This window comes from Pseudomonas sp. AC532, assembly GCF_979258965.1.
On record NZ_OZ409888.1, the window covers coordinates 2,377,066 to 2,400,323 of the forward strand.

At 64.1% G+C, this 23,258-nt stretch carries 18 protein-coding genes; 13 read left to right on the forward strand and 5 right to left on the reverse strand.

Translation table 11 applies throughout. The features are described 5' to 3' along the window. Nucleotides 1-191 precede the first annotated feature (191 nt). From ACZ0AV_RS11375 to ACZ0AV_RS11430, 12 genes are all read left to right on the forward strand, one after another. A complete protein-coding gene (locus tag ACZ0AV_RS11375) occupies nucleotides 192-1,961 on the forward strand; it encodes a protein-disulfide reductase DsbD (protein WP_499151112.1) in 1,770 nt (589 codons plus the stop codon). A gap of 119 nt (nucleotides 1,962-2,080) precedes the next feature. Then, a complete protein-coding gene (gene aroQ, locus ACZ0AV_RS11380; RefSeq protein ID WP_499151113.1) occupies nucleotides 2,081-2,530 on the forward strand; it encodes a type II 3-dehydroquinate dehydratase in 450 nt (149 codons plus the stop codon). A 216-nt stretch (nucleotides 2,531-2,746) separates the two neighbouring features. Continuing rightward, complete coding sequence (gene accB, locus ACZ0AV_RS11385) at nucleotides 2,747-3,199, forward strand: acetyl-CoA carboxylase biotin carboxyl carrier protein (protein ID WP_499151114.1); 453 nt, start codon at nucleotides 2,747-2,749, stop codon at nucleotides 3,197-3,199. Between the two features lie 17 nt (nucleotides 3,200-3,216). After that, a complete protein-coding gene (accC, locus tag ACZ0AV_RS11390) occupies nucleotides 3,217-4,572 on the forward strand; it encodes an acetyl-CoA carboxylase biotin carboxylase subunit (protein ID WP_499151115.1) in 1,356 nt (451 codons plus the stop codon). A gap of 133 nt (nucleotides 4,573-4,705) precedes the next feature. Then, nucleotides 4,706-5,584 carry a 50S ribosomal protein L11 methyltransferase gene (prmA, locus tag ACZ0AV_RS11395; RefSeq protein ID WP_499151116.1) on the forward strand — a complete coding sequence of 293 codons (879 nt, stop codon included), beginning with the start codon at nucleotides 4,706-4,708 and terminating at the stop codon, nucleotides 5,582-5,584. Between the two features lie 102 nt (nucleotides 5,585-5,686). Beyond that, on the forward strand, nucleotides 5,687-7,087 hold the full coding sequence (locus tag ACZ0AV_RS11400) for a DUF3426 domain-containing protein (RefSeq protein WP_499151117.1): 1,401 nt from the start codon (nucleotides 5,687-5,689) through the stop codon (nucleotides 7,085-7,087). A gap of 202 nt (nucleotides 7,088-7,289) precedes the next feature. Beyond that, nucleotides 7,290-8,288 carry a tRNA dihydrouridine synthase DusB gene (gene dusB, locus ACZ0AV_RS11405; RefSeq protein WP_499151118.1) on the forward strand — a complete coding sequence of 333 codons (999 nt, stop codon included), beginning with the start codon at nucleotides 7,290-7,292 and terminating at the stop codon, nucleotides 8,286-8,288. Then, complete coding sequence (fis, locus tag ACZ0AV_RS11410; RefSeq protein ID WP_042554510.1) at nucleotides 8,285-8,605, forward strand: DNA-binding transcriptional regulator Fis; 321 nt, start codon at nucleotides 8,285-8,287, stop codon at nucleotides 8,603-8,605. The genes dusB and fis overlap by 4 nt, the downstream gene beginning before the upstream one ends. A gap of 74 nt (nucleotides 8,606-8,679) precedes the next feature. Further along, nucleotides 8,680-10,284, forward strand: coding sequence for a bifunctional phosphoribosylaminoimidazolecarboxamide formyltransferase/IMP cyclohydrolase (gene purH / locus ACZ0AV_RS11415; protein WP_499151119.1), 1,605 nt, complete (start codon nucleotides 8,680-8,682; stop codon nucleotides 10,282-10,284). 197 nt (nucleotides 10,285-10,481) lie between these two features. Then, nucleotides 10,482-11,771: a phosphoribosylamine--glycine ligase gene (gene purD / locus ACZ0AV_RS11420; protein WP_499151120.1), complete on the forward strand. Its 1,290-nt coding sequence runs from the start codon at nucleotides 10,482-10,484 to the stop codon at nucleotides 11,769-11,771. Nucleotides 11,772-11,931: 160 nt separating this feature from the next. Further along, complete coding sequence (locus tag ACZ0AV_RS11425; RefSeq protein ID WP_499151121.1) at nucleotides 11,932-14,721, forward strand: hybrid sensor histidine kinase/response regulator; 2,790 nt, start codon at nucleotides 11,932-11,934, stop codon at nucleotides 14,719-14,721. Nucleotides 14,722-14,805: 84 nt separating this feature from the next. Beyond that, a complete protein-coding gene (locus ACZ0AV_RS11430) occupies nucleotides 14,806-15,690 on the forward strand; it encodes a LysR family transcriptional regulator (protein ID WP_499151122.1) in 885 nt (294 codons plus the stop codon). Here ACZ0AV_RS11430 and ACZ0AV_RS11435 read toward each other — a convergent pair. The 4 genes from ACZ0AV_RS11435 to hslO form a co-directional block, all read right to left on the reverse strand. Continuing rightward, nucleotides 15,680-17,008 (reverse strand): NTP/NDP exchange transporter, encoded by a 1,329-nt coding sequence (locus ACZ0AV_RS11435; protein WP_499151123.1) that lies wholly within the window; start codon nucleotides 17,006-17,008, stop codon nucleotides 15,680-15,682. The two genes, ACZ0AV_RS11430 and ACZ0AV_RS11435, sit on opposite strands and share 11 nt — an antisense overlap. 38 nt (nucleotides 17,009-17,046) lie before the next feature. Further along, nucleotides 17,047-19,005: a RecQ family ATP-dependent DNA helicase gene (locus ACZ0AV_RS11440; protein WP_499151124.1), complete on the reverse strand. Its 1,959-nt coding sequence runs from the start codon at nucleotides 19,003-19,005 to the stop codon at nucleotides 17,047-17,049. 152 nt (nucleotides 19,006-19,157) lie between these two features. Then, nucleotides 19,158-20,699, reverse strand: coding sequence for a phosphoenolpyruvate carboxykinase (locus ACZ0AV_RS11445; RefSeq protein WP_499151125.1), 1,542 nt, complete (start codon nucleotides 20,697-20,699; stop codon nucleotides 19,158-19,160). A 152-nt stretch (nucleotides 20,700-20,851) separates the two neighbouring features. Continuing rightward, complete coding sequence (hslO, locus tag ACZ0AV_RS11450) at nucleotides 20,852-21,739, reverse strand: Hsp33 family molecular chaperone HslO (RefSeq protein WP_499151126.1); 888 nt, start codon at nucleotides 21,737-21,739, stop codon at nucleotides 20,852-20,854. Between the two features lie 219 nt (nucleotides 21,740-21,958). Between hslO and ACZ0AV_RS11455 the strand changes: the two genes are divergently transcribed. Further along, nucleotides 21,959-22,750, forward strand: a complete 792-nt coding sequence (locus ACZ0AV_RS11455; protein WP_499151127.1) for a phosphatase PAP2 family protein — start codon at nucleotides 21,959-21,961, stop codon at nucleotides 22,748-22,750. A gap of 4 nt (nucleotides 22,751-22,754) precedes the next feature. Here the strand turns inward: ACZ0AV_RS11455 and ACZ0AV_RS11460 are convergent, their stop codons facing one another. Beyond that, entirely contained in the window at nucleotides 22,755-23,168 is a 414-nt protein-coding gene (locus tag ACZ0AV_RS11460) for an RNA-binding S4 domain-containing protein (protein WP_499151128.1), read from the reverse strand. Nucleotides 23,169-23,258 lie beyond the last annotated feature (90 nt).

Genomic DNA, 23,258 nt, shown 5'->3' on the forward strand with positions numbered 1-23,258 from the left:
CATCCACCCTACGTCCGCTTCTGCCTTCAACCAGCCAACGCTATTTCGGATAATGCTCGCGGCCTTATGCCGCACGGTTTCCCCTCAGGCCAGGCGACACCCCGCCAGTGCAACGCTCACTTACCGCATGGTTCATGCCGCAGAGCGCCAGCTCCGTTATCATGGCGCGATCACTGCCCCACGAGATGCCCATGCCACGTTTCCTTTGCCTGCTGCTGATGCTCGTCGTTCTGCCTGCCAGCGCGGGCGTTTTCGACAGTCGCCCGAACGCTGCGCCGCTCGGCCAGGCGCTGAACAACAGCGCGGATTTCCTGCCCGTGCGCGAAGCATTCAAGCTCAGCGTGGTGAACAGCTCGCCAACCTCGGCGACGGTGCGTTTCGTTGCGGCCGAGGGCTATTACCTGTATCGCCACCAGTTCAAGTTCAAGGTCGAACCCGCTGAGCTGGCAGGCAAGCCGGTCGACGTGCCGGAAGGTCTGCACAAGAACGATCAGTACTTTGGCGACGTGCAGGTGTTCTACGAGGTGCTGGACGTCGAGATCCCGCTGAACAATCCGGACAACCAGCCCCTCAACCTTGCCGTCAGCTACCAGGGCTGCGCCGACAAGGGCCTGTGCTATCCGCCGGAAACCGAGATCCTGGCCATCAACGGCGGGATCGCCGCTCCATCCGGCAGCGCACTGCCCGGCCAGGCCAGCTGGAGCTGGGCCGACCTGGCATTGATGTTCGCCGCTGGCCTGACCCTGACCTTCACGCCCTGCGTGCTGCCGATGCTGCCGATTCTCTCCGGTGTCGTGCTGCGCGGCAGGCCGAGCAGAGGCCGCGGCCTTGCACTGTCACTGGCCTACGTACTGCCGATGGCGGCCTGCTACGCCGCTCTGGGCGCCCTGATGGGGCTGTTCGGCGCCAAGCTCAACCTGCAGGCGATGCTGCAGTCGCCGTGGATCCTGGTGCCGTTCGCGCTGTTCTTCGCACTGTTCGCACTGGCCATGTTCGGCGTGTTCGAATTACGCCTGCCAGCCTTCATCCGCGAGCGCCTGGACCGCAAGGCGGCGCAAACCCAGGGCGGTACCCTGGCCGGTGCGGCGACCCTCGGCGTGCTGTCCAGCCTGATCGTTTCACCGTGCATCACCGCGCCGTTCACGGCGCTGCTGCTTTATATCAGCAGCACCGGCGACGCTGTCGGCGGCGCCCTGCAACTGTTCGCCCTGGGGCTGGGCATGGGAACACCCCTGGTGATCTTCGCCGCGGGTGGCGGCGCGTTGCTGCCCAAGTCCGGCACCTGGATGGTCGCCGTACGCAATGCCTTCGGCGTGATGCTACTGGCGGTATCGGTCTGGCTGCTCGAGCGAGTGCTGCCGGGAGAGCTGTCGCTGGCGCTGTGGGGCCTGCTGGCGGCGGGCGTGGCACTGTTTCTCGGCGCCCTGGAGTTCACCCCGAAGAGCTCGCGTGGCAAGCTGGCGCAACTCGCCGGGCTGGCGCTGCTGATGTATGCGCTGGCCGCCTGGACTGGGGCGCTGCAAGGCCGCGACGATCCACTGCGGCCGCTCGGCACCGGGCTTGCGGCCACCCAGCAGAGCAGTGCGACGGCTGGCGCATGGCAAACCGTCAGCACACCGGCAGAACTGGATGCCGCCCTGGCGCAGGCCAAGAACAGCGGCCAGCCGCTGCTGCTCGACTGGTACGCCGACTGGTGCATCAGTTGCAAGAAGATCGAACGCGAGGTGTTCCATTCACCGCAGATCGGCCCGCAACTCGCGGACTACCGCCTGGTGCGCTTCGACATGACCGACAGCACGGCCGCCCAGCGCGCGGTCCTTGATCGCTATCAATTGTTCGGCCCGCCAGCCATCCAGCTGTTTGCTGCAAATGGCGCGGAAATGCATGACCTGCGCGTGGTCGGCGAGATCGATGCGCCGGCGTTTTCCGAGCGCTTGAGCCAGGCACGAGAACGTTTTTAGGTAATTCGGTCACATATCCGGCCAACCCTGCTTGGATCGTGCTGACTACTCCCGAAAACTGGACAGCCCTACGGCACTTCTGGCAGAGTCCGCGCAGCTAAAAACAAGGAAGCCCGGATTTGTCGACCCTACTGGTTTTGCACGGCCCCAATCTGAACCTCCTCGGTACCCGCGAGCCTGCCACTTATGGCGCCACGACCCTCGAGCAGATCAACCTGGACCTGGAGCAGCGAGCCCGCGAGGCGGGCCACCACCTGCTCTACCTGCAGAGCAATGCCGAGTACGAGCTGATCGATCGCATCCACGCCGCTCGCGACGAAGGCGTCGATTTCATCATCATCAATCCGGCGGCTTTCACCCACACCAGCGTCGCATTACGTGACGCATTGCTGGCGGTGAGCATCCCATTCATCGAAGTGCACCTCTCCAATGTGCACAAGCGCGAGCCTTTCCGGCATCACTCCTACTTTTCCGACGTGGCAGTGGGCGTGATCTGCGGTCTCGGCGCCAGCGGTTATCGGCTGGCCCTGGAAGCGGCTCTGGAAAACCTGGCAAGCAAAAACACCTGAAACCGGCGCCATTACAGATCGTGTGAAAGCGTCGCGAGCGAAGGTCAGGCAAGGCGAAAAATGGTGAGAAAGCGCAGTTTACGAGGTGTAAATGAGCATTTTTAGCCGGTTTTTAACGCAGCATGACCGAGCGCAGTAGCTTTCACACAATCTGTTCAAGCGGCGGTTCATTCCCACAACTTGAACGACCCTGACCAGACTGGGAGTTGAACACCTATGGATATTCGCAAAGTCAAAAAACTCATCGAGCTGCTGGAAGAGTCCGGCATCGACGAACTGGAAATCAAGGAAGGCGAAGAGTCCGTACGCATCAGCCGTCACGGCAAGCAGCCGGCATATGCCCAGCCTGTCTATGCACCGGCTCCGGCACCAGTTGCTGCCGCCGCTCCGGCTGCCGCTGCAGAAGCTGCTGCCCCGGCCGCTGCCAAGCTGAACGGCACCGTGGTGCGCTCGCCAATGGTCGGTACTTTCTACCGCGCCGCTTCGCCTACCTCGGGCAACTTCGTTGAAGTCGGTTCGACCGTGAAGAAAGGCGACATCCTCTGCATCGTCGAAGCGATGAAGATGATGAACCACATCGAGGCCGAAACCAGCGGCACGATCGAATCCATCCTGGGCGAGAACGGCCAGCCGGTGGAATACGATCAACCGCTGTTCACCATCGTCTGATGCACGGGGAACCCGTAATGCAGAAGCTGGAAAAAGTTCTGATCGCCAACCGCGGCGAGATCGCCCTGCGCGTCCTGCGTGCCTGCAAGGAACTGGGCATCAAGACCGTAGCCGTGCACTCCACTGCCGACCGCGAATTGATGCACCTGGCCCTGGCCGACGAGTCGGTCTGCATTGGCCCTGCGCCTGGCAACCTGTCGTACCTGAACATCCCGGCGATCATCAGTGCCGCGGAAGTCACGGGCGCGACCGCCATCCACCCCGGCTACGGTTTCCTCGCGGAAAACGCCGATTTTGCCGAGCAGGTTGAAAACTCGGGTTTCGCCTTCATTGGCCCGAAAGCCGACACCATCCGCCTGATGGGCGACAAGGTGTCCGCCAAGCACGCCATGATCAAAGCCGGCGTACCGGTGGTACCTGGCTCTGACGGCCCGCTGCCGGAAGATGAAGAGACCGCGCTGGCGATCGCCCGCGAAGTCGGTTACCCGGTGATCATCAAGGCAGCGGGCGGCGGCGGTGGTCGTGGCATGCGCGTGGTCTGGAAGGAAGAAGACCTGATCAAATCGGCCCGCCTGACCCGCAGTGAAGCAGGCTCGGTGTTCGGCAACCCGATGGTCTACCTAGAGAAGTTTCTCGGCAATCCACGTCACGTGGAAGTCCAGGTACTGTCCGACGGCCAGGGTAACGCCATTCACCTGTACGACCGCGACTGCTCACTGCAGCGCCGTCACCAGAAGGTGCTGGAAGAAGCCCCGGCACCCCTGATCGACGAAACGGCACGCGCCGAAGTACTGCAACGCTGCGTCGATGCCTGCATCGAGATCGGCTACCGCGGCGCCGGCACGTTCGAGTTCCTCTATGAAGATGGTCGTTTCTACTTCATCGAGATGAACACCCGCGTGCAGGTCGAGCACCCGGTTACCGAGATGGTCACCGGCATCGACATCGTCAAGGAGATGCTCAGCATCGCCGCTGGCAACAAGCTGTCGTACAAGCAGGAGGATGTGAAACTCCTCGGCCACGCCCTGGAATGCCGCATCAACGCCGAAGACCCGGATACCTTCATGCCCTGCCCCGGCAAGGTGAAGCACTTCCACGCACCAGGCGGTTTCGGCGTTCGCGTCGACTCGCACCTGTACAGCGGTTACACGGTGCCGCCGAACTACGACTCCCTGATCGGCAAGCTGATCACCTACGGCACCACGCGTGACGAGGCCCTGGCCCGCATGCGCAATGCCCTGGAAGAGATCGTCGTCGACGGCATCAAGACCAACGTACCCCTGCACCGCGACCTGGTTCGCGACAAGGGGTTCTGCGACGGCGGCGTGAACATCCACTACCTGGAAAAGAAACTGGGTATGGACAAGCACTAAGCAACACGCAGCCTGCTGTGCACAAGGGAGCGGCCAAGGCCGCTCCCTTGTTGTTTCCGGTCGTATTACCATTGACCGCCTATTTTTTGCAGCCCGAACCTCAAATCTCGCGCTGCCCTCACGGGAGTCATCCATGCCCTGGTTACAGCTGCGCCTCGCCATCACCCCAGAACAGGCGCCGACCTATGAAGACGCGTTACTGGACGTCGGCGCGGTATCGGTGACCTTCATGGATGCCGAAGATCAGCCAATCTTCGAGCCCGACCTGGGCACTACCCCACTGTGGAGCAATACCCACCTGCTGGCGCTGTTCGAGGCGGACACCGATGCCGATGCCCTGCTCGCCCACCTGCAACTGCTGACCGACGGCGCACTACCCGAGCACCAGGTCGAACACATAGCAGATCAAGATTGGGAACGCAGCTGGATGGACGGCTTCGCGCCGATGCGTTTTGGCCAGCGCCTGTGGATCGTGCCGAGCTGGCATGAAGCGCCCGAGCCGGACGCCGTCAACCTGCTGCTCGATCCCGGCCTGGCATTCGGCACCGGCACCCACCCGACCACGTCGCTGTGCCTGCAGTGGCTCGACGGCCAGCCACTGGACGGCTGCAGCGTGCTCGACTTCGGCTGTGGCTCGGGCATCCTGGCGATTGCCGCGCTGCTACTGGGCGCCCCGCACGCCGTCGGTACCGACATCGACCCGCAGGCCCTGGAAGCCTCACGCGACAACGCCGGGCGCAACGGCATCGCTGCCGAGCGCTTCCCGGTCTACCTGCCGGCCGACCTGCCCCAGGAACCAGCTGACGTGGTGGTCGCCAATATTCTTGCCGGCCCGCTCGTCAGCCTGGCCCCGCAGATCACCCGCCTGGTGAAGAGCGGTGGCCGCCTGGCGCTGTCCGGCATCCTCGCCGAACAGGCCGAGGAAGTGCGCGCCGCCTACGCCGCCGACTTCGAGCTCGATCCGACCGCCACCCAGGATGGCTGGGTACGCATCAGCGGTGTCCGCCGCTAAGCCGATGCCCGCATTGCGGGCACGGCACTTAATGCGGCTTTTGCACTCTGTTGGGGTAGACTATCGCCCCGTTTTTGCCGTCCAGCGGCCGTCGGATTACGCATGACCGAAAGCTTCGTCACCCAATGCCCGAACTGCAACACCAGTTTCCGCGTGAACCTGGCGCAGCTCGGTATTGCCCAGGGTTCAGTGCGCTGCGGCGCCTGCCTGCAGGTGTTCAACGCGGCTCGCCAGTTGCGCGAGCAGGGTCATCACATCCCCGACATGCGAGCCGCCGCGCCAGCAGCGCCCAAGCCACCTGCACCTGCACCTGCACCTGCACCTGCACCTGCACCTGCACCTGCACCTGCACCTGCACCTGCACCCAGCGTGGCGCCAGAAGCGGCGGCTGCCAAGCCGGCCGGCAAACGCGACGACGAAACCCTGTGGATTCACGACGACCTGGACCTCGACGACCTGGACCTGGACGAAGAGCTGGCCAAGCTCGAAGCCCAGGAGCAGCAGTTGTCCCGCCAATTCCTGGAGCTGGACCAGCCCACGCGGCAAACGCCACGCTTCGACCCGCTGGACGAGGATGACGAGCCGGCCGATGACGAGCGTTGGGCAGAAGCCCTGCTGCGTGACGATCCGCCGGTCAGCAAGCTGGAGCTCGAACCACTGATCGAGCAGCCTTCGATGGGCTCGACGGACTTCGGCCAGCCGCCACCGCCAAGCCCCCAGGCATTCGATGACGTACCGCCGATTCCGAAGACGCCCGGCATCCGCGACCTGATCGATGCCCCGCGCCCGGTGGCACGCGAGGACGCCGAACCGAGCTTCAGCCTCAGCGCCCAGCGTGACGAAGAACCGGCCGCCGCCGAGCCGCTGCATGAGGATGGCGACGACGCGGATGAGCCGCCACCGGCAAAGAGCAAGGCCACCGCCCGCGCGCGCGCGCGCAGCGAACCGAACCTGCGTGACGATGCGCTGTTCGAGCTTGAGGAAGAGCCGTTGCAGCTCGACTGGCAACCACCGCGCAAACCGTGGGGCCGCTGGCTCGGCTGGGGGCTGCTCAACCTGCTGGCCGCCACGGCGCTGGCCGGCCAGTACGTGATCTACCACTACGCCGAGCTGGCTCGCCAGGACCAGTACCGGCCATGGTTCGAGCAGGCCTGCCCGGTGATCGGGTGCACCTTGCCGTCCAAAGTCGACATCGGCCAGATCAAGAGCAGTAACCTGGTGGTGCGCAGCCACCCGGAATTCAGCGGCGCGCTGGTCGTCGATGCGATCCTCTACAACCGCGCCCCATTCTCCCAGCCTTTCCCGCTGCTGGAGATGCGCTTCGCCGATCTCAATGGCCAACTGATCGCCAGCCGACGCTTCAAACCCAGCGAGTACCTGGCGGGCGAGCTGGCCGGCCAGGCGGAAATGCCGCCGCAGACGCCGATCCACATCGCCCTCGACATCCTCGATCCGGGCGCACGGGCAGTGAACTACAGCCTCAATTTCCACTCCCCCGAGTAAGGCCTGACCAGCCGATCAACGGCTGCTCGCGGGCAGCCCTCTGCAACGCGGCGAACCCGGCATGCGACCGAAAGCCACCGCTCAACTGTTCAGATTTTGTTCAAAACAACCTTTATCCGGTCATTCAGAGCGGGTATGATCTCCCCCCTTTTCGCACTCTCCTACTGGCCTCAACAGCACGTCTCTTGAGCAGGGAAGCCCTATGTCGGCGCTAAGCATCGGCCCTTATACATTGCCCAATCGACTGATCCTGGCCCCCATGGCCGGCGTCACCGATCAGCCATTTCGCCAACTCTGCCGCCGCCTTGGCGCCGGCATGGTGGTGTCGGAAATGGTCACCAGCGATGTGCGCCTGTGGAATACGCGCAAATCGAGCCTGCGCATGATTCACAGCGGCGATCCGGAGCCGCGCTCCGTTCAGATCGCCGGCGGTGATCCGCAGATGCTCGCCGAGGCAGCCCGCGCCAACGTGCAGTTGGGTGCCCAGATCATCGACATCAACATGGGCTGCCCGGCCAAGAAGGTCTGCAACAAGGCCGCCGGGTCCGCGCTACTCAAGGACCAGCCGCTGGTGCAGGCGATTCTCGAGGCCGTGGTCGCTGCGGTGGACGTACCGGTGACCTTGAAGATCCGCACCGGCTGGGACCGCCAGAACAAGAACGGCGTGGAGGTGGCACGTATCGCCGAGCAGTGCGGCATCGTCGCCTTGGCGGTACACGGGCGTACCCGTGCCGACCTTTACACCGGCGAGGCCGAATACGAGACCATCGCCGCGATCAAGCAAGCCGTGTCCATTCCGGTGCTGGCCAATGGCGATATCGACTCACCGGAAAAGGCCGCCCTGGTGTTGGCCGCGACTGGCGCCGACGGCCTGCTGATCGGCCGCGCGGCTCAGGGCCGCCCATGGATTTTCAGAGAAATTGAGCATTACCTGCGCACCGGCGCCCACTGCCCCGCCCCTGCGCTGAACGAGATTGAACGCATTCTGCTCGAGCATCTGGCCGCCCTTCACGTCTTCTATGGCGACGTGATGGGTGTGCGCATCGCCCGCAAGCACGTCGGCTGGTACCTCGCGACGCTGCCCGGCGCCCGTGAATTCCGAGCCGAGTTCAATCGTCTGGACAGCCAGGAGGCGCAGTGTGCAAGCGTTCGCCAGTTCTTCGGTGAGCGCTACAACGACGAAAAAGGGGTGGCCGCATGACCATGTTGAACGAGACTTTAGGAAGTGGGATTGCACCCGTGAGCGACAACGCCAGTTTGAAACAGCACCTCAACACACCGAGCGAAGAAGGCCAGACCCTGCGCGGCAGTGTCGAGAAAGCCCTGCACAACTACTTCGCTCACCTTGAAGGGGCTGACGTCACTGACGTCTACAACCTGGTGCTCACCGAAGTGGAAGCCCCGCTGCTGGAAACCGTCATGAATTATGTGAAGGGTAACCAGACCAAAGCCTCGGAGCTGCTCGGCCTGAATCGCGGCACGTTGCGCAAGAAGCTCAAGCAGTACGATCTGCTCTGATCCCGAACTCCTGAAAAGGGCGGCTCTAACGAAGCCGCCTTTTTTGCTAATACTCTGCTCTGATGGATTCTGAAATGACCGACCAGACCACCCGCCTCCCCGTCCGCCGCGCGCTGATCAGCGTCTCCGACAAGACCGGCATCCTTGAATTCGCCCGCGAGCTCGTTGCCCTCAACGTGGAAATTCTCTCCACCGGCGGCACCTACAAGCTGCTCAAGGACAATGGCGTGGCGGCAGTGGAAGTGGCCGATTACACCGGTTTTCCAGAAATGATGGATGGCCGGGTGAAAACCCTACACCCGAAGATCCACGGCGGCATCCTCGGTCGTCGCGCCCTCGACGGCGCGGTGATGGACGAGCACGGCATCAAGCCGATCGACCTGGTGGCAGTCAACCTGTACCCCTTCGCCGCCACCGTGGCCAAGCCGGGTTGTGACCTCGCCGACGCCATCGAGAACATTGATATCGGTGGCCCAACCATGGTGCGTTCGGCTGCGAAAAACCACAAAGACGTGGCCATCGTGGTCAATTCCGGCGACTATGCCGCGGTCATCGACTCCCTGAAAATCGGCGGCCTGTGCTACGCGCAGCGCTTCGACCTGGCCCTCAAGGCCTTCGAGCACACCGCGGCCTATGACGGCATGATCGCCAACTACCTGGGCACCATCGACCAGGGCCGCGACACCCTGTCCACCGAAGACCGCAGCCTGTTCCCGCGCACCTTCACCACCCAGTTCATCAAGGCGCAGGACATGCGCTACGGCGAGAACCCGCACCAGAAGGCCGCGTTCTACGTCGAGCACGCCGACGAGGCGTGCGTGGCCACGGCCGTGCAGTTGCAGGGCAAGGAGCTGTCGTTCAACAACGTGGCCGACACCGACGCCGCGCTGGAATGCGTGAAGAGCTTCGTCAAACCGGCCTGCGTGATCGTCAAGCACGCCAACCCCTGCGGCGTGGCCGTGGTGCCCGAAGACGAAGGCGGTATCCGCAAGGCCTATGACCTGGCCTACGCCACCGATACCGAGTCGGCGTTCGGCGGCATCATCGCCTTCAACCGCGAGCTGGACGGCGAAACCGCCAAGGCCATCGTCGAGCGCCAGTTCGTCGAAGTGATCATCGCCCCGAAAATCAGCGCCGCCGCCCGTGAAGTGGTTGCCGCCAAGGCCAACGTGCGCCTGCTCGAATGCGGCGAATGGCCGGCCGAGCGCGCTCCGGGCTGGGATTACAAGCGTGTCAACGGCGGCCTGCTGGTACAAAGCCGCGATATCGGCATGATCAGCGCAGATGACCTGAAGATCGTCACCCAGCGCGCGCCTAGCGAGCAGGAAGTGCATGACCTGATCTTCGCCTGGAAGGTGGCCAAGTTCGTCAAATCCAACGCCATCGTTTATGCCAAGAACCGCCAGACCGTCGGTGTCGGCGCCGGCCAGATGAGCCGCGTCAACTCCGCGCGCATCGCCGCCATCAAGGCCGAGCACGCCGGTTTGCCGGTACCCGGCGCAGTGATGGCATCCGATGCTTTCTTCCCGTTCCGCGACGGCATCGACAACGCAGCCAAGGCAGGCATCACCGCGGTGATCCAGCCGGGCGGCTCGATGCGTGACAACGAAGTGATCGCCGCCGCCGACGAAGCCGGAATTGCCATGGTGTTCACCGGCATGCGCCATTTCAGGCACTAAAATCGGCCGCACTCGGACAGGCATCTGCGGCGTTGCAGCTGGCTCCGATAATGCTCATTGCCAACAGGCAACTCCGCTTATCGAAACCCGCTGCGCCTTGCATCTACCAGCCCGATCGCGACCTCGGAATTTGTAGGGTGGACAGCGCTCTGCTATCCACCTAACGGGCTGATGCCCGCCTCCATTGGGAGAGAGACATGAACGTATTGATCATCGGCAGCGGCGGTCGTGAACACGCCCTGGCCTGGAAAGTGGCGCAGGACAAGCGCGTCGAGAAGGTCTTCATCGCGCCAGGCAACGCCGGCACCGCCACCGAAGCCAAGTGCGAGAACGTCGCCATCGACGTGCTGGACATCCAGGCCCTGGCCGATTTCGCCGAGCAGAACGTGCAACTGACCATCGTCGGCCCGGAAGCGCCGCTGGTCAAAGGCGTGGTCGACCTGTTCCGCACCCGCCGGTTGGATATCTTCGGCCCGACGGCCGCCGCCGCCCAACTGGAAGGCTCCAAGGCCTTCACCAAGGATTTCCTGGCGCGCCAGAACATCCCTACCGCCGATTACCAGAACTTCACCGAAGTCGAGCCGGCGCTGGCGTACCTGCGCGAAAAAGGCGCGCCAATCGTCATCAAGGCCGACGGCCTGGCAGCGGGCAAGGGCGTGATCGTTGCCATGACCCTGCAGGAAGCCGAAGACGCAGTGCGCGACATGCTTGCCGGCAACGCCTTCGGCGAAGCCGGTTCGCGGGTGGTGATCGAGGAGTTCCTCGACGGCGAGGAAGCCAGCTTCATCGTCATGGTCGACGGCGAGAACGTGCTGCCGATGGCCACCAGCCAGGACCACAAGCGCGTGGGTGACGCCGACAGCGGCCCCAACACGGGCGGTATGGGCGCCTACTCGCCGGCTCCGGTGGTCACCGCCGAGGTACACAAGCGGGTGATGGACGAAGTCATCTACCCGACCGTGCGCGGCATGGCCGCCGAAGGCAACGTGTATACCGGTTTCCTGTACGCCGGCCTGATGATCGACAAGGCTGGCAAGCCCAAGGTCATCGAATTCAACTGCCGCTTCGGCGACCCGGAAACCCAGCCGATCATGGTGCGCCTGGAGTCGTCGCTGGTGCTGCTGGTCGAGGCGGCGCTGGCCAAGGCGTTGGACAAGGTCGAAGCGCGCTGGGATCCACGCCCGACCGTCGGCGTTGTGCTGGCCGCCGGTGGCTACCCGGGCGACTATGCCAAAGGTGATGTGATCGAGGGCCTGGACGAGGCTGCGGCGCTGGAAGGCAAGGTATTCCATGCCGGTACCGTCCTGAAAGATGGCCAAGTGGTCACCGCCGGTGGCCGCGTGCTGTGCGCCACCGCCATCGGTGCCAGCGTCGCCGATGCCCAGCAGCAGGCCTATCGCCTGGCCGATAAAATCAGCTGGAACGGCATGTTCCATCGCACGGATATCGGCTACCGGGCGATCGCCCGGGAGCGCGGCGAAAACTGATGTAACAAGACCATGGCGGCCGGCGCTGCCGCCGGTCGGCAATATGCCGAAAGCCGCTGAGCATCGGTGGTTTTCGGCTGTCAGCATGCGTCTCGGTTCCATGGTCTGCACCCCCCACGGCTGGCTATAATGCAGCCGTATCACCTAAAGGGATTGCCACGTGCGACGGCTCAGGATTGCCATAGGTTTACTCGTTAGCCTGCTTCTGGCCGGTGCCTGCACGTCGAGCATCGCGGCACCACAGCGGGTTGCAGCGCCCTATGCCACCGGCTGGTCGGTATTTACCGACGATGGCGCACAGATGACCCTGGAAGACGTGCGCGCCCGGCGCAACCAGTTTCTGCCCCTCGACACCCTCGCCTTCACCTACCCACCCAGCCAAAAGGCCGTGTGGCTGCGCTTCGACGTGCCGCCGCACCAGGCACCGTACTGGTTGTGGGTATTTGCACCGCGCGTGCAGTTTCTCGACTACTACCTGCTGCAGGGCAGCCAGATCGAGCAGCGCGTGCACACCGGCGAGTCGATGCCGTTGAGCTCGCGGCCGCTGCCCTCCCGGGCCTACCTGATGTCGCTTCCCAATGACGGGCAGGCCCGGGAAGTTTACGTACGGATGACCTCCAACCACCCGCTGATGGCCTGGTTCAAGGTCATCGACGAGAGCGAGCTGGTCAGCCTGGAGAAGCCCGCCTACCTGTTCGGTGCGCTGCTCGGTGCCCTGCTGCTGGTGGTGGTCTACAACCTGATCCGCTTCGCCTATGCACGTTCGGTCTGCAGCCTCTGGCTGGCGGGCCTGCACGCCGGCCTGGCGGTGTGCGCGGCAGCGAATCTGGGCATGCTGGCGGCCTGGGTGCCAAGCCTGGGCTACAACCAGTCGCTGATCGCCGACATCAGCGCGCTGATCGCCGCCCTCTGCCTGTCGTGCTTCGCGCTCGGTTTCTTCCGCAGCACGCCGATGCAGCACAGCAAGCTCAATACGGTGCTGCTCGTGCATGCGCTGCTGACGCTCGGCCTGGGGGCAACCATCCTCATCACTGGCATGCTCTGGTACAGCGCCCTGGTATACCTGACCGTGTTCGTCGGTACCCTCTGCGTGTTGCTGGTCAGCGGCGTGCACTGGCATAACGGTTACCAGTCGGCCCGACTGATCGTCGGCGGCATGGTGGTCTTCAACATCGGCTTCGGCCTGTTCATACCGATCCTGTTCGGCTTCGACCAGCTCGACCCCGGCTGGCTGGTAACCGGCGTGTTCAGCATCGCCACCCTCAGCGGCGTGGTGCTCAGCGCGGCCCTGGCCGAACACCAGCGGCACCTGCAGCGCGCCGCCTCGCGGGCTCGCACGGCCCTGGCGGCCAGCGATGCAGAACTCAAGGCCAAGGCCGAGTTCCTGGCCAAGATCAGCCACGAGATCCGCACCCCGATGAACGGCGTACTGGGCATGACCGAGCTGCTGCTCGGCACGCCGCTGTCGGCGAAGCAGCGCGATTACGTGCAGACCATTCACAGTTCCGGCAACGAGCTGCTCAACCTCATCAACGAGATCCTCGACATCTCCAAGCTGGAGTCCGGGCAGATCGAGCTCGATGACGTGCAGTTCGACCTCAACGCGCTGACCGAAGACTGCCTGGACATCTTCCGCGCCAAGGCAGAATTGCAGAAGATCGAACTGATCAGCTTCATCCAGCCACAGGTGCCACGAATCGTCAGCGGCGACCCGACCCGGCTGCGCCAGACCCTGCTGAGCCTGCTCGACAACGCCTTCAAGCAGACCAGCGAGGGCGAGATCCTGCTGGTGGTGGCACTCGATACCAGTGGCGAGCAACCGCGCCTGCGCTTCGCCGTGCAGGACAGCGGACACCCACTGAACGCCAGCGAGCGCGACGCATTGCTCAACACCGAGCTGCAGAGCCGCGACTTCCTGTCGGCCACCCGTATGGGCGGGCGCCTGGGGCTGGTGATCGCCCGCCAGTTGATCCGCCTCATGGGCGGCGAGTTCGGCATCCAGAGCGGTGGCAACCAGGGTTCCACCCTGTGGCTGACCCTGCCGCTGGACAACGCGCGCCTGCAGCAGCCGAACACCGATATCGACGCAATTCTGCAAGGCACCCGTCTGCTGGTCGTGGACGACAACGACACCTGCCGCAAGGTGCTGATGCAGCAGTGCAACGCCTGGGGCATGAACGTCAGCAGCGTGCCTTCCGGCAAGGAGGCACTGGCCCTGCTGCGCACCAAGGCGCACATGCGCGAGTATTTCGACGTGGTGCTGCTCGACCAGGAGATGCCCGGCATGAGCGGCATGCAGCTGGCGGCGAAGATCAAGGAAGACCCGAGCCTCAACAACGACATTCTGATCGTCATGCTCACCGGCATCAGCCACGCGCCGAGCAAGATCATCGCGCGCAACGCCGGGATCAAGCGCATCCTCGCCAAACCGGTGGCCGGCTACACCCTCAAGGCCACCCTGGCCGACGAGCTGGCCCAGCGCCAGCGTGGGCAGGCCACGCCGATGATCACCAACAGCGCAGCACTGGTGGTGCCGGAGGACTTCCGCATTCTGGTCGCCGAAGACAACAGCATTTCCACCAAGGTGATCCGCGGCATGCTCGGCAAGCTCAACGTGCAACCCGACACCGCGAGCAATGGCGAAGAAGCCCTGAGCGCCATGAAGGCGCAGCGCTACGACCTGGTGCTGATGGATTGCGAGATGCCGGTGCTAGATGGTTTCTCGGCAACCGAGCAGTTGCGTGCCTGGGAAATCGCCGAACACCGCCAGCGTACCCCGGTGGTGGCGCTGACCGCGCACATCCTCAACGAGCACAAGGAGCGCGCACGGCAGGTCGGTATGGACGGCCACATGGCCAAGCCGGTGGAGCTGTCGCAACTGCGTGACCTTATCGAGTACTGGGTCGGCGAGCGCCACGCCCAGCCCGAAGACGACACGGTGGTGTCCTGATCGGGCTGCTAGACTCCTGCCTGCGCCTGCCCTGCAGGCCTTCCTGCGCCGTGACAGCGGCCCCTACGCCCTGACGAAACGCCCATGGACATCAAGCAGCTCAAGTTTCTGATCGCCCTCGACGAGACCCGCCACTTTGGCCAGGCGGCGGCGCGCTGCCATGTCACCCAGCCAACGCTGTCGATGCGCCTGCGCAACCTGGAAGACGAACTGGGGCTGGAGCTGGTGCGCCGCGGCCAGCGCTTCGAAGGTTTCAGCGCCGAAGGCGAGCGCATCCTCGCCTGGGCGCGCAGCCTGATGGCTGCCCATGACGGGCTGTATGCCGAGGCGGCGGCCTGCCGTGGGCAACTGGTCGGTACCTTGCGCCTTGGCGTGGTGCCGCTGTCCGGCTTCGATCCGATGGAGCTGGTGCAGCTGTTCGCCGAACAGCATCCCGGGCTGCGTTTCCAGCTGTTCGCGCTGAGCAGCGACCAGATCCTCGAACGCCTGGGCAGCAATCAGCTGGACCTGGGCCTGTCGTACCTCGACCGCCTCGACCGCGAGCACTTCGACAGCCTCGAGCTGGCGGCGACGCGCATGGGCCTGCTGTACGACCGCCGTCACTTCCAGTTCACGGAAACCACCCTGCGCTGGGAAAGCCTCATCGATCTGCCCCTGGGCCTGCTGTCGGCCGGTATGCACTTTCGCCAGTCGATCGACCACAGCTTCCGCTCCCGCGGGCTGACCCCCTTGCCGAAACTGGAAACCGATGCCGTGCACCAGCTGCTGCAGGCAGTCAGCGCCGGCCTGTGCTGCTCGATCATGCCGCTGCAGAACGGCCTGGCCGAGTTCACCAACGACCTGCTGCTGACGCCCATCGAGGACGCCCACACGCTGGCGCCACTGGGCCTGATCATGCGCCGCAGCGCGCCACGCTCGCCGCTGGCCGAAGCCTGCTTCGCCGAAGCGCGCGCTCTGATCAACGCGTGACGGACGCCCCGCTGTCGCCACGCGGCGGCGGCAGCCCGGTGTCGCCGCGGTCGGCGCGCCCGCCCAGGTACCAGCCGAGCAGGCCCCAGATGGCCGCACACAGTGCGCCGATCACGGCGATCAGCGCCACCCCGTAGCCGAGCATGTCGATCAGGCTCTTGGCCCAGCCGCTCAGTGCATCGCCACCGCGATAGACCACGGTGTCGATGAAGTTCTTGGCCTTGTACTTGCTCTCGGCGTCCAGCGGCGCGAAGAGCATCTCGCGTCCCGGCCGTACGAAGGCGTACTCACCGATACGCCGCACGATCATCAGGCCGGCCAGCACGGCGAAGGTCGGCGCCAGCGCCAGGGCCAGGAACCCCACGCACACCAGGACCGGCACTGCGGCCAACAGCGTGCGCACACCCAGGCGCTGGGCCACCCGGCCGGTGATGAACAACTGGGCGAGCAGCGCACCGGCCTGAACCACGAAGTCGATCAGGCCGAACACCCGCACCTGCTCGTCGCGGTCGGGAAACAGCTCGGCGACCAGCCGGGCCTGCTCGAAGTAGAGAAAGGTGGTGACCGTGGCAAGCAGGATCACGAAAGCGGAAATGCCCAGCAGGTAGGAAGACCTGAACACCCGCGTCATGCCGCTGAACGGATTGCCGGCCACCGGCCGCCGCGGATTTTCCGCCTGGCTGGCGCCCGGGCGCCCCGCCCCGGCGCGCTCGCGCCAGCCCATCAGGTAGTGTTTCAGCGCCAAGGCTCCGGCCAGCAGCAGCGCGGCCAGCAACGCCAGGCCGCTGGCACCCACCGCGCCTACCAGCAGTGCACTCGCCGCCGGGCCGGCCAGGCCGCCGACACTGGCACCAGCGGCGATAAAGGCGAACAACCGTTTGGCCTGGGGCGAGTCGAACACGTCGGCCATCAGGCTCCAGGCCACCGACACCACGAACAGGTTGTAGACCGAGATCCACACGTAGAATGCCCGCGCCATCCACAGGTTCTCGGCCATGACGCTGAAGGCTACGGCGAACGCCAGCAGGTTGAGGCAGAAGAACCCATAGACCCAGTCGATGAAATGGATGCGTGGCACCCGGGAATTGAGCCAGGCGAACAGCGGCACGGCCAGCAGCATGACCACGAAAGTGGCGGTGAACAGCCACTGCAGGTTGTCCACCCCGGCCTGGATACCCATCGACTCGCGGATCGGTCGCAGCATGAAATAGCCGCAGAACAGGCAGAAGAACAACGCGAAGCCCGCCAGCGCGGCGGCCAGCTCGGCGGGCTGCGCGTTGATCGCGCGGGCCATGCGCCGTGGCACGGATAGGGTCATGGCTTACCGGCTCCAAACTCGAAGCCTTGCAGTATGGCCTATCGCGGCAGCGGCATCGCGCCAGATACCCCGCTACCGCCCAGCCACGCCCGTACTTCGCCATACGGGTAGTCCTCCAGCGCCGCGAAACCGCGGATCTGCCGGGCCTTGAGGCGGGTGAACAGCGGCACGCTGATGCCGCAGAGAAAGCGTGCAAGGCATTCGTTACTGGGCAATTCACCACCGCGTGCACCCTGGTATCGCTCGCTGAATGCGCCACACAGGGCGTCGCGATCCAGCGTGGCCAGCGGCGGGAGCGAAGGTGGCTGGGGCAGCCGCGCGACCTGGCCGCGGCACACTGAACAGTGCCCGCACTGCTGTGGTGCCTGCTCGTCACCGAAGTACTCCGCCAAGCGGTGGCTCAGGCACTGCTCGCTGGCGAACAGTTCAAGCATCGCCTGGATGCGGCGGATCTCGCTGCCTTCCTGCGCCAGGAAATAATCGTGCAGCTCGGTGGCCAGTACCGCCGCGTCGAAATCAGGCTGCAGCAGCGCATAGACATCGGTCATCTGTTTGCTTTCCAGCTCGATCCAGCCGCGCTCCTGGAAGAAGTCCAGCGCCTTGACCACCCGTGCGCGTTCCGCCTGGTGCGTGCGATACAGCGCATCGAAATCCACGGTGCACCAGGTGCGTGCGCGCGTCGAGGCACTGACGATGGCCTCGGCGAACTGCCGCCGCTCACCCTCGAAGCGGGCCAGCAGGGCGTCCGGCTCGACCAGGTACTTGAAACGGTACTCGGCGAAATAGGCGTAGCGTGCCGCGATGATGCCGCGTAACTCCAGTTGCACGAGTAGCGTCTTGAGCGGCAGTTGGCGGATGTTGCTGTGATCGCTGAGTGCATTGAGGGTCATTTCCCACTGACCGTCCCTGGCGTTACCGCGGATTTCCTCAAGGACGCGCTCGATACCGTCGCGCTCCGGCGTGTCACCGTATACGAAATTTTCCAGCACGTTGAGGCTGTCGCGGTTGGCCAGCACCAGGCAGTCGGACGGCTCGCCATCACGTCCGGCACGGCCGATTTCCTGGCTGTAATTCTCCACCGACTTGGGCAGGTCGAAATGCACCACATTGCGGATGTCGCGCTTGTCGATGCCCATGCCAAAGGCGATGGTGGCGACGATACAGCCCAGTTCACCGGCCATGAAGCGACGCTGGATCGCCTCGCGTACGTCGTGCGCCATGCCGGCATGGTAGGCGTTGACGGAAAGCCCCTGCTGGCTCAGCTGTTCGGCAACCTGCTCGGCAGTCTTCTGCTGGGTGACATAAACGATGCTCGGCTCGCCTTGCCTGGCGCCGAGCCACTGCCCCAGGCGCCGCTGCTTGTCATGCCCGGCCACCGGCTCGACCAGCAGATTCAGGTTGGGCCGGTAGAAGCCAGTGGTGACCACGTCATCGGCGGCGATGGCGAATTTCTTCTGCATGTCGGCAATCACCGGAGGCGTTGCCGTGGCGGTGAGCAGCAGCACCTGGGCGATACCGAACTGGCGCTGGTAATCCGGCAGTTTCAGGTAATCCGGGCGAAAATTGTGCCCCCACTCGGAAATGCAGTGGGCTTCGTCGACCACCAGCAGAGAAATCGGCACCCCGGCGATGAAGTTGCGGAAGCGCTCGTTCTTCAGGCGCTCGACCGAAATCATCAGAATCTTCAGCTCCCCGGATTTGGCCTTGGCCATGGTTTCGCTGACCTGCTCACGGCTCTGCGCCGAATCGATGCTGGCCGCACTGATACCGTGCCGGTGCAGGAAGGCCAGCTGATCCTGCATCAGCGCCAGCAACGGCGAGACCACCACCGTGAGGTGCGGCAGATGCAGCGCCGGCAGCTGGTAGCAGAGGGATTTGCCGGAGCCGGTGGGAAAGATCGCCGCGGCCGAGCGGCCGGCGAGCACGGCACTGATCACGCGCTCCTGACCAGGGCGAAGCTGACTGAAACCGAAGACACGTTGGAGGGTAGTGGGCATACGCTGTCACTCCATTGACCGCTGAATGGCCAATAACCGTAACCTGTGTAGAGAGCGTTTCACAGCGCGCATCGCCTGCACGTGTGAGAAGAAGTGTTGCACCCTAAATGACAAAGCCGCCCGAAGGCGGCCTTGTCGAACACGGCGCGAGCTTACAGCTGCGGGCCGGCGCTCTTGATGGCATCGCTGACATCGAACTTGGTGAAGTTGTCGATGAACAGTTTGGCCAGGCCTTTGGCGGCTTCGTCGTAGGCACTCTGGTCAGCCCAGGTGTTGCGCGGGTTGAGCAGGTTGGTCTCGACGCCCGGAACGGCCTTCGGCACGCTCAGGTTGATGATTGGCAGGTGCTCGGTTTCGGTACCGATCAGCGCGCCGCTCTGGATAGCCGCGATCACGCCACGGGTGGTCGGGATGTTGAAACGCTTGCCGACGCCATAACCACCGCCGGTCCAGCCGGTGTTGACCAGGTAAACCTTGGAGCCGAAGGCCTGGATGCGCTTGATCAGCAGCTCGGCGTATACGCCAGCCGGACGCGGGAAGAACGGCGCGCCAAAGCAGGTGGAGAAGGTCGACTTGATGCCAGGACCCGAACCCATTTCGGTGGAACCGACCAGCGCGGTGTAACCGGACAGGAAGTGGTACGCCGCCTGCTCTTCGTTGAGGATCGACACTGGCGGCAGTACGCCGGTCAGGTCGCAGGTCAGGAAGATCACTGCATTGGGCTCGCCGCCGAGGTTCTTCTCGCTGCGCTTCTCGACGAATTCCAGCGGGTAGGCGGCGCGGCTGTTCTGGGTCAGGCTGTCGTCGGTGTAGTCCGGCGCACGCTGCTCGTCGAGCACCACGTTTTCCAGCACGGTGCCGAACTTGATGGCCTTCCAGATCACCGGCTCGTTCTTCTCGGAGAGGTCGATGCACTTGGCATAGCAACCGCCTTCGATGTTGAACACCACGCCAGTGCCCCAGCCGTGCTCGTCGTCACCGATCAGGTAGCGGCTTTCATCGGCGGACAGGGTGGTCTTGCCGGTGCCGGACAGGCCAAAGAACAGGGTCACGTCGCCTTCTTCGCCGATGTTGGCAGCGCAGTGCATCGGCAGCACATCGGCGGCCGGCAGCAGGAAGTTCTGCACGCTGAACATGGCTTTCTTCATCTCACCGGCGTAACGCATGCCAGCGATCAGCACCTTCTTCTGTGCGAAGTTGATGATCACGCAGCCGTCGGAGTTGGTGCCATCACGCTCCGGCACGCACTCGAAGTTGGCGACATTGAGTACTTGCCACTCCTGCTTGCCAGACGGGTTGTACTGGGTCGGCTCGATGAACAGCTGACGGCCGAAGAGGTTCTGCCAGGCAGTGGCAGTGGTCATCTTGACGGGCAGGTAGTGAGCTTCGGCGGAACCTACATGAACGTGGGAAACGAAGCTGTCCTGTGCATCGGAGAACGCCTGGACGCGATCCCACAGGGCATCGAACTTGTCGGCCGGAAACTTGCGGTTGATCGGGCCCCAGCCGATGTCTGCCGACGTGCTCGGCTCGTCGACGATGAAACGGTCGACCGGAGAACGCCCGGTACGATGGCCGGTGCGTACAACCAGAGCACCAGTGGACGCCAGTTCGCCCTCACCGCGACGAAGGGCTTCCTCGACCAGTTGAGCGGTGCTGATGTCGGTGTACACAGCGTTGTTGGCTTGCGTCATGTGAGTCCCCGTCGGCCGAACGGCCGAGTCTTCCAAACGTTTGTAGTCATGCAAAGAGCAGACTACAGCTAAAAAAGTGCGCGGATTATGCCAGAAAAGCAGGCTGCGGGTGCAGCCCCCAATCAGAACACCCTACGCGTTGCTGGCGGCCCTCAATGACGGGTGTCAGAGGGCTGCTGACTGCCTCCGCCGGCGAACAGCTGGGCGATGTCAGCGGCATCGAACCCATAGCGCTCATTGCAGAATTGGCAGTCGATTTCCACGCGGCCGTGATGCTCGCTGAGCAGCAGCTCGGCATCGGCCCGCCCTAAACTGACCAGCGCTTTCGCTGAGCGTTCACGCGAGCAGCTACAACGGAACTGGATGAGGCGTGGCTCGAACAGGCGAACCGTCTCCTGGTGGTAGAGCCGATGCAGCAGGGTTTCGTTGTCCAGGCCCAGCAATTCCTCGTTCTGCAGGGTGTCGGCGAGGGTCACCAGGTGCTCCCAGCTGGCCGCGCGCTCGTCGTCGTCGGTCAGCCGGTCGGCAGGCAACTGCTGCAGCAGAAAGCCGCGCGCGCGCAGGCCGTCGGCGCACAACCAGAAGCGTGTGGCCAACTGCTCGGAGGTGGCGAAGTAGTTGGTCAGGCAGTCGGCCAGGGTGTCGCCGTCCAGCGACACGATGCCTTGGTAGCGCTGGCCCTGCCTGGGGTCGACGGTCATCGCCAGCACGCCGTCGGGCATCAGTTGCAGCAGGCCGTCGCCGTCGGCGATCCGCTCGGCTTCGTAGCGGGCGATACCGCGTACTTCACCGTCACTCGAGCATTCCACCATCAGCAATGGCACCGGGCCTTCGGAGCGCACCTGCAGCACCAGCAGGCCGTCGAACTTCAGCGTACCGACCAGCAACGATGCCGCAGCCAGCAGTTCGCCGAGCAACTGCGCAACCGGGCGCGGGTAATCATGCTTGGCCAGCACCTGCTGGTAACTGCCGGACAACCCGACCAATTCACCGCGCACATCGGTGTCGTCGAAAAGAAAGCGTTGGGTGAAGTCGGACATAACGGATCGCCTGCTTATAGATGCGAGACAGGCCAGGGAAGTCGTTCCAGGTGGCCTGGGGGTCGGCAATTTTAGGCGCAAACGTGACGTCGACCAAGCTGAATGCGAAGAACGGCCCAGCGACGGTCTCCTGAACGCCGGCTGAACAGTTGCCCGAAAGGCCCCAGCGCCACCCGCGCGCTGCCTAGAATCGGCGGTTTTCCTTGAAAGCCCTCCGCCATGCCCCTCGCTTTGCACGCTCAATGGCGCCCCCGCGCGCTGATCATCAGTCACCTGCTCATCGCCCTGCTGTTCGCCAGTTGGTTGTGGCCGTTGACGCGCCACTACTGGAATCAATTCGACCTGTGGCTGTTCCACCTGCTCAACGACCCGGCGCATGCGGCCGGGCTGTGGGCGCAACTCTGGGCGATCGGCAGCATGCGCCCGGTGGATGCCGGGGTGGGCGTGGTGATGCTGGCCATCATGCTGCGCGCCGGCCTGGTCTTTCCGGCAGCCCAGGTGCGCACCGGGCTGTATGCTTTTCTGGTGGCACTGACGGTCATGCTGCTGATGCGCGTGCTGTTCGCCGATCTCGTCGAGTACATGGGTTGGCAGCACGCCAGCCCGTCACTGGTGGTGGAGGGCAGCGCTCGATTGACCGAGATGTTCCCGGCCTGGGAGGAGCGCTGGGACCTCAAGGACAGCGCCAGCCGCAGCTTCCCTGGCGATCACGCCTCGGTGCTGATGATCTGGGCGATGTTCTGCAGCTTTTTCGCGGCCGGCTGGCGCCGCCTGCTGGTCTGGGCGGTCGCGGTGATCGGCATGCTGCCACGGCTGGTGGCCGGCGCCCACTGGGGCACGGACGCCCTGGTAGGCGGTGTGCTGCTCAGCGTGCTGGGCATCGCCTGGAGCTGCTACACACCACTGGCGCTCGGTGCCAGCGTCGCGCTGGAGCGGCTGACCCTGCCGCTGATAAAGCGCCTCGCCAAGGTACCGCTGCTGGGCTCGACCAGCCTGATCGGTGGGCGCTGAAGCCCTACTCCACCCACTCGCCGGAGCCGCCGCGCAGATAGAACAGCTGGCGGCGCTGCTTCTTGCTGGGCCGCCCATCGGTCTGCACGCCCAGGGCGCCAGCCTTGCGCTGCTCGGCGGCACGCTCGCGGCGCACGATGCTCTCGCCAGTCTCGGCGTACAGCGCCTGCGCCTCGGGAGCGCCCCGGCGTACCACCGACAGCGCCTGGACGATCACCGTGCGCTCGTCGACGCCAGTGCGAATCACATATTCCTCACCCACCTTCGGCTCCTTGCCCGGCTTGCAGCGCTCGCCACGACAATGCACCTTGCCGCCCTCGATCGCCGCCTTGGCCAGCGCGCGGGTCTTGAAGAAACGCGCCGCCCACAGCCACTTGTCCAGCCGTACCTTGTCATCGGTATCCTGCTTTGCCACCATCACCTCACCGTTGATTGAGTCATCGTCATAATTTGCTGCTACATCAGCCTGTCTCTATTGTCACAACGACACAAGTATTTGATCGTGCAC

What these genes read in the sequence shown, in the direction of transcription:
- ACZ0AV_RS11375 (WP_499151112.1), top strand. Translation starts at nt 192, where the DNA reads ATGCCACGTTTCCTTTGCCTGCTGCTGATGCTCGTCGTTCTGCCTGCC.
- accB (WP_499151114.1), top strand. Translation starts at nt 2,747, where the DNA reads ATGGATATTCGCAAAGTCAAAAAACTCATCGAGCTGCTGGAAGAGTCC.
- accC (WP_499151115.1), top strand. Translation starts at nt 3,217, where the DNA reads ATGCAGAAGCTGGAAAAAGTTCTGATCGCCAACCGCGGCGAGATCGCC.
- prmA (WP_499151116.1), top strand. Translation starts at nt 4,706, where the DNA reads ATGCCCTGGTTACAGCTGCGCCTCGCCATCACCCCAGAACAGGCGCCG.
- ACZ0AV_RS11400 (WP_499151117.1), top strand. Translation starts at nt 5,687, where the DNA reads ATGACCGAAAGCTTCGTCACCCAATGCCCGAACTGCAACACCAGTTTC.
- dusB (WP_499151118.1), top strand. Translation starts at nt 7,290, where the DNA reads ATGTCGGCGCTAAGCATCGGCCCTTATACATTGCCCAATCGACTGATC.
- fis (WP_042554510.1), top strand. Translation starts at nt 8,285, where the DNA reads ATGACCATGTTGAACGAGACTTTAGGAAGTGGGATTGCACCCGTGAGC.
- purH (WP_499151119.1), top strand. Translation starts at nt 8,680, where the DNA reads ATGACCGACCAGACCACCCGCCTCCCCGTCCGCCGCGCGCTGATCAGC.
- purD (WP_499151120.1), top strand. Translation starts at nt 10,482, where the DNA reads ATGAACGTATTGATCATCGGCAGCGGCGGTCGTGAACACGCCCTGGCC.
- ACZ0AV_RS11430 (WP_499151122.1), top strand. Translation starts at nt 14,806, where the DNA reads ATGGACATCAAGCAGCTCAAGTTTCTGATCGCCCTCGACGAGACCCGC.
- ACZ0AV_RS11435 (WP_499151123.1), bottom strand. Translation starts at nt 17,008, where the DNA reads ATGACCCTATCCGTGCCACGGCGCATGGCCCGCGCGATCAACGCGCAG.
- ACZ0AV_RS11440 (WP_499151124.1), bottom strand. Translation starts at nt 19,005, where the DNA reads ATGCCCACTACCCTCCAACGTGTCTTCGGTTTCAGTCAGCTTCGCCCT.
- ACZ0AV_RS11445 (WP_499151125.1), bottom strand. Translation starts at nt 20,699, where the DNA reads ATGACGCAAGCCAACAACGCTGTGTACACCGACATCAGCACCGCTCAA.
- hslO (WP_499151126.1), bottom strand. Translation starts at nt 21,739, where the DNA reads ATGTCCGACTTCACCCAACGCTTTCTTTTCGACGACACCGATGTGCGC.
- ACZ0AV_RS11455 (WP_499151127.1), top strand. Translation starts at nt 21,959, where the DNA reads ATGCCCCTCGCTTTGCACGCTCAATGGCGCCCCCGCGCGCTGATCATC.
- ACZ0AV_RS11460 (WP_499151128.1), bottom strand. Translation starts at nt 23,168, where the DNA reads ATGGTGGCAAAGCAGGATACCGATGACAAGGTACGGCTGGACAAGTGG.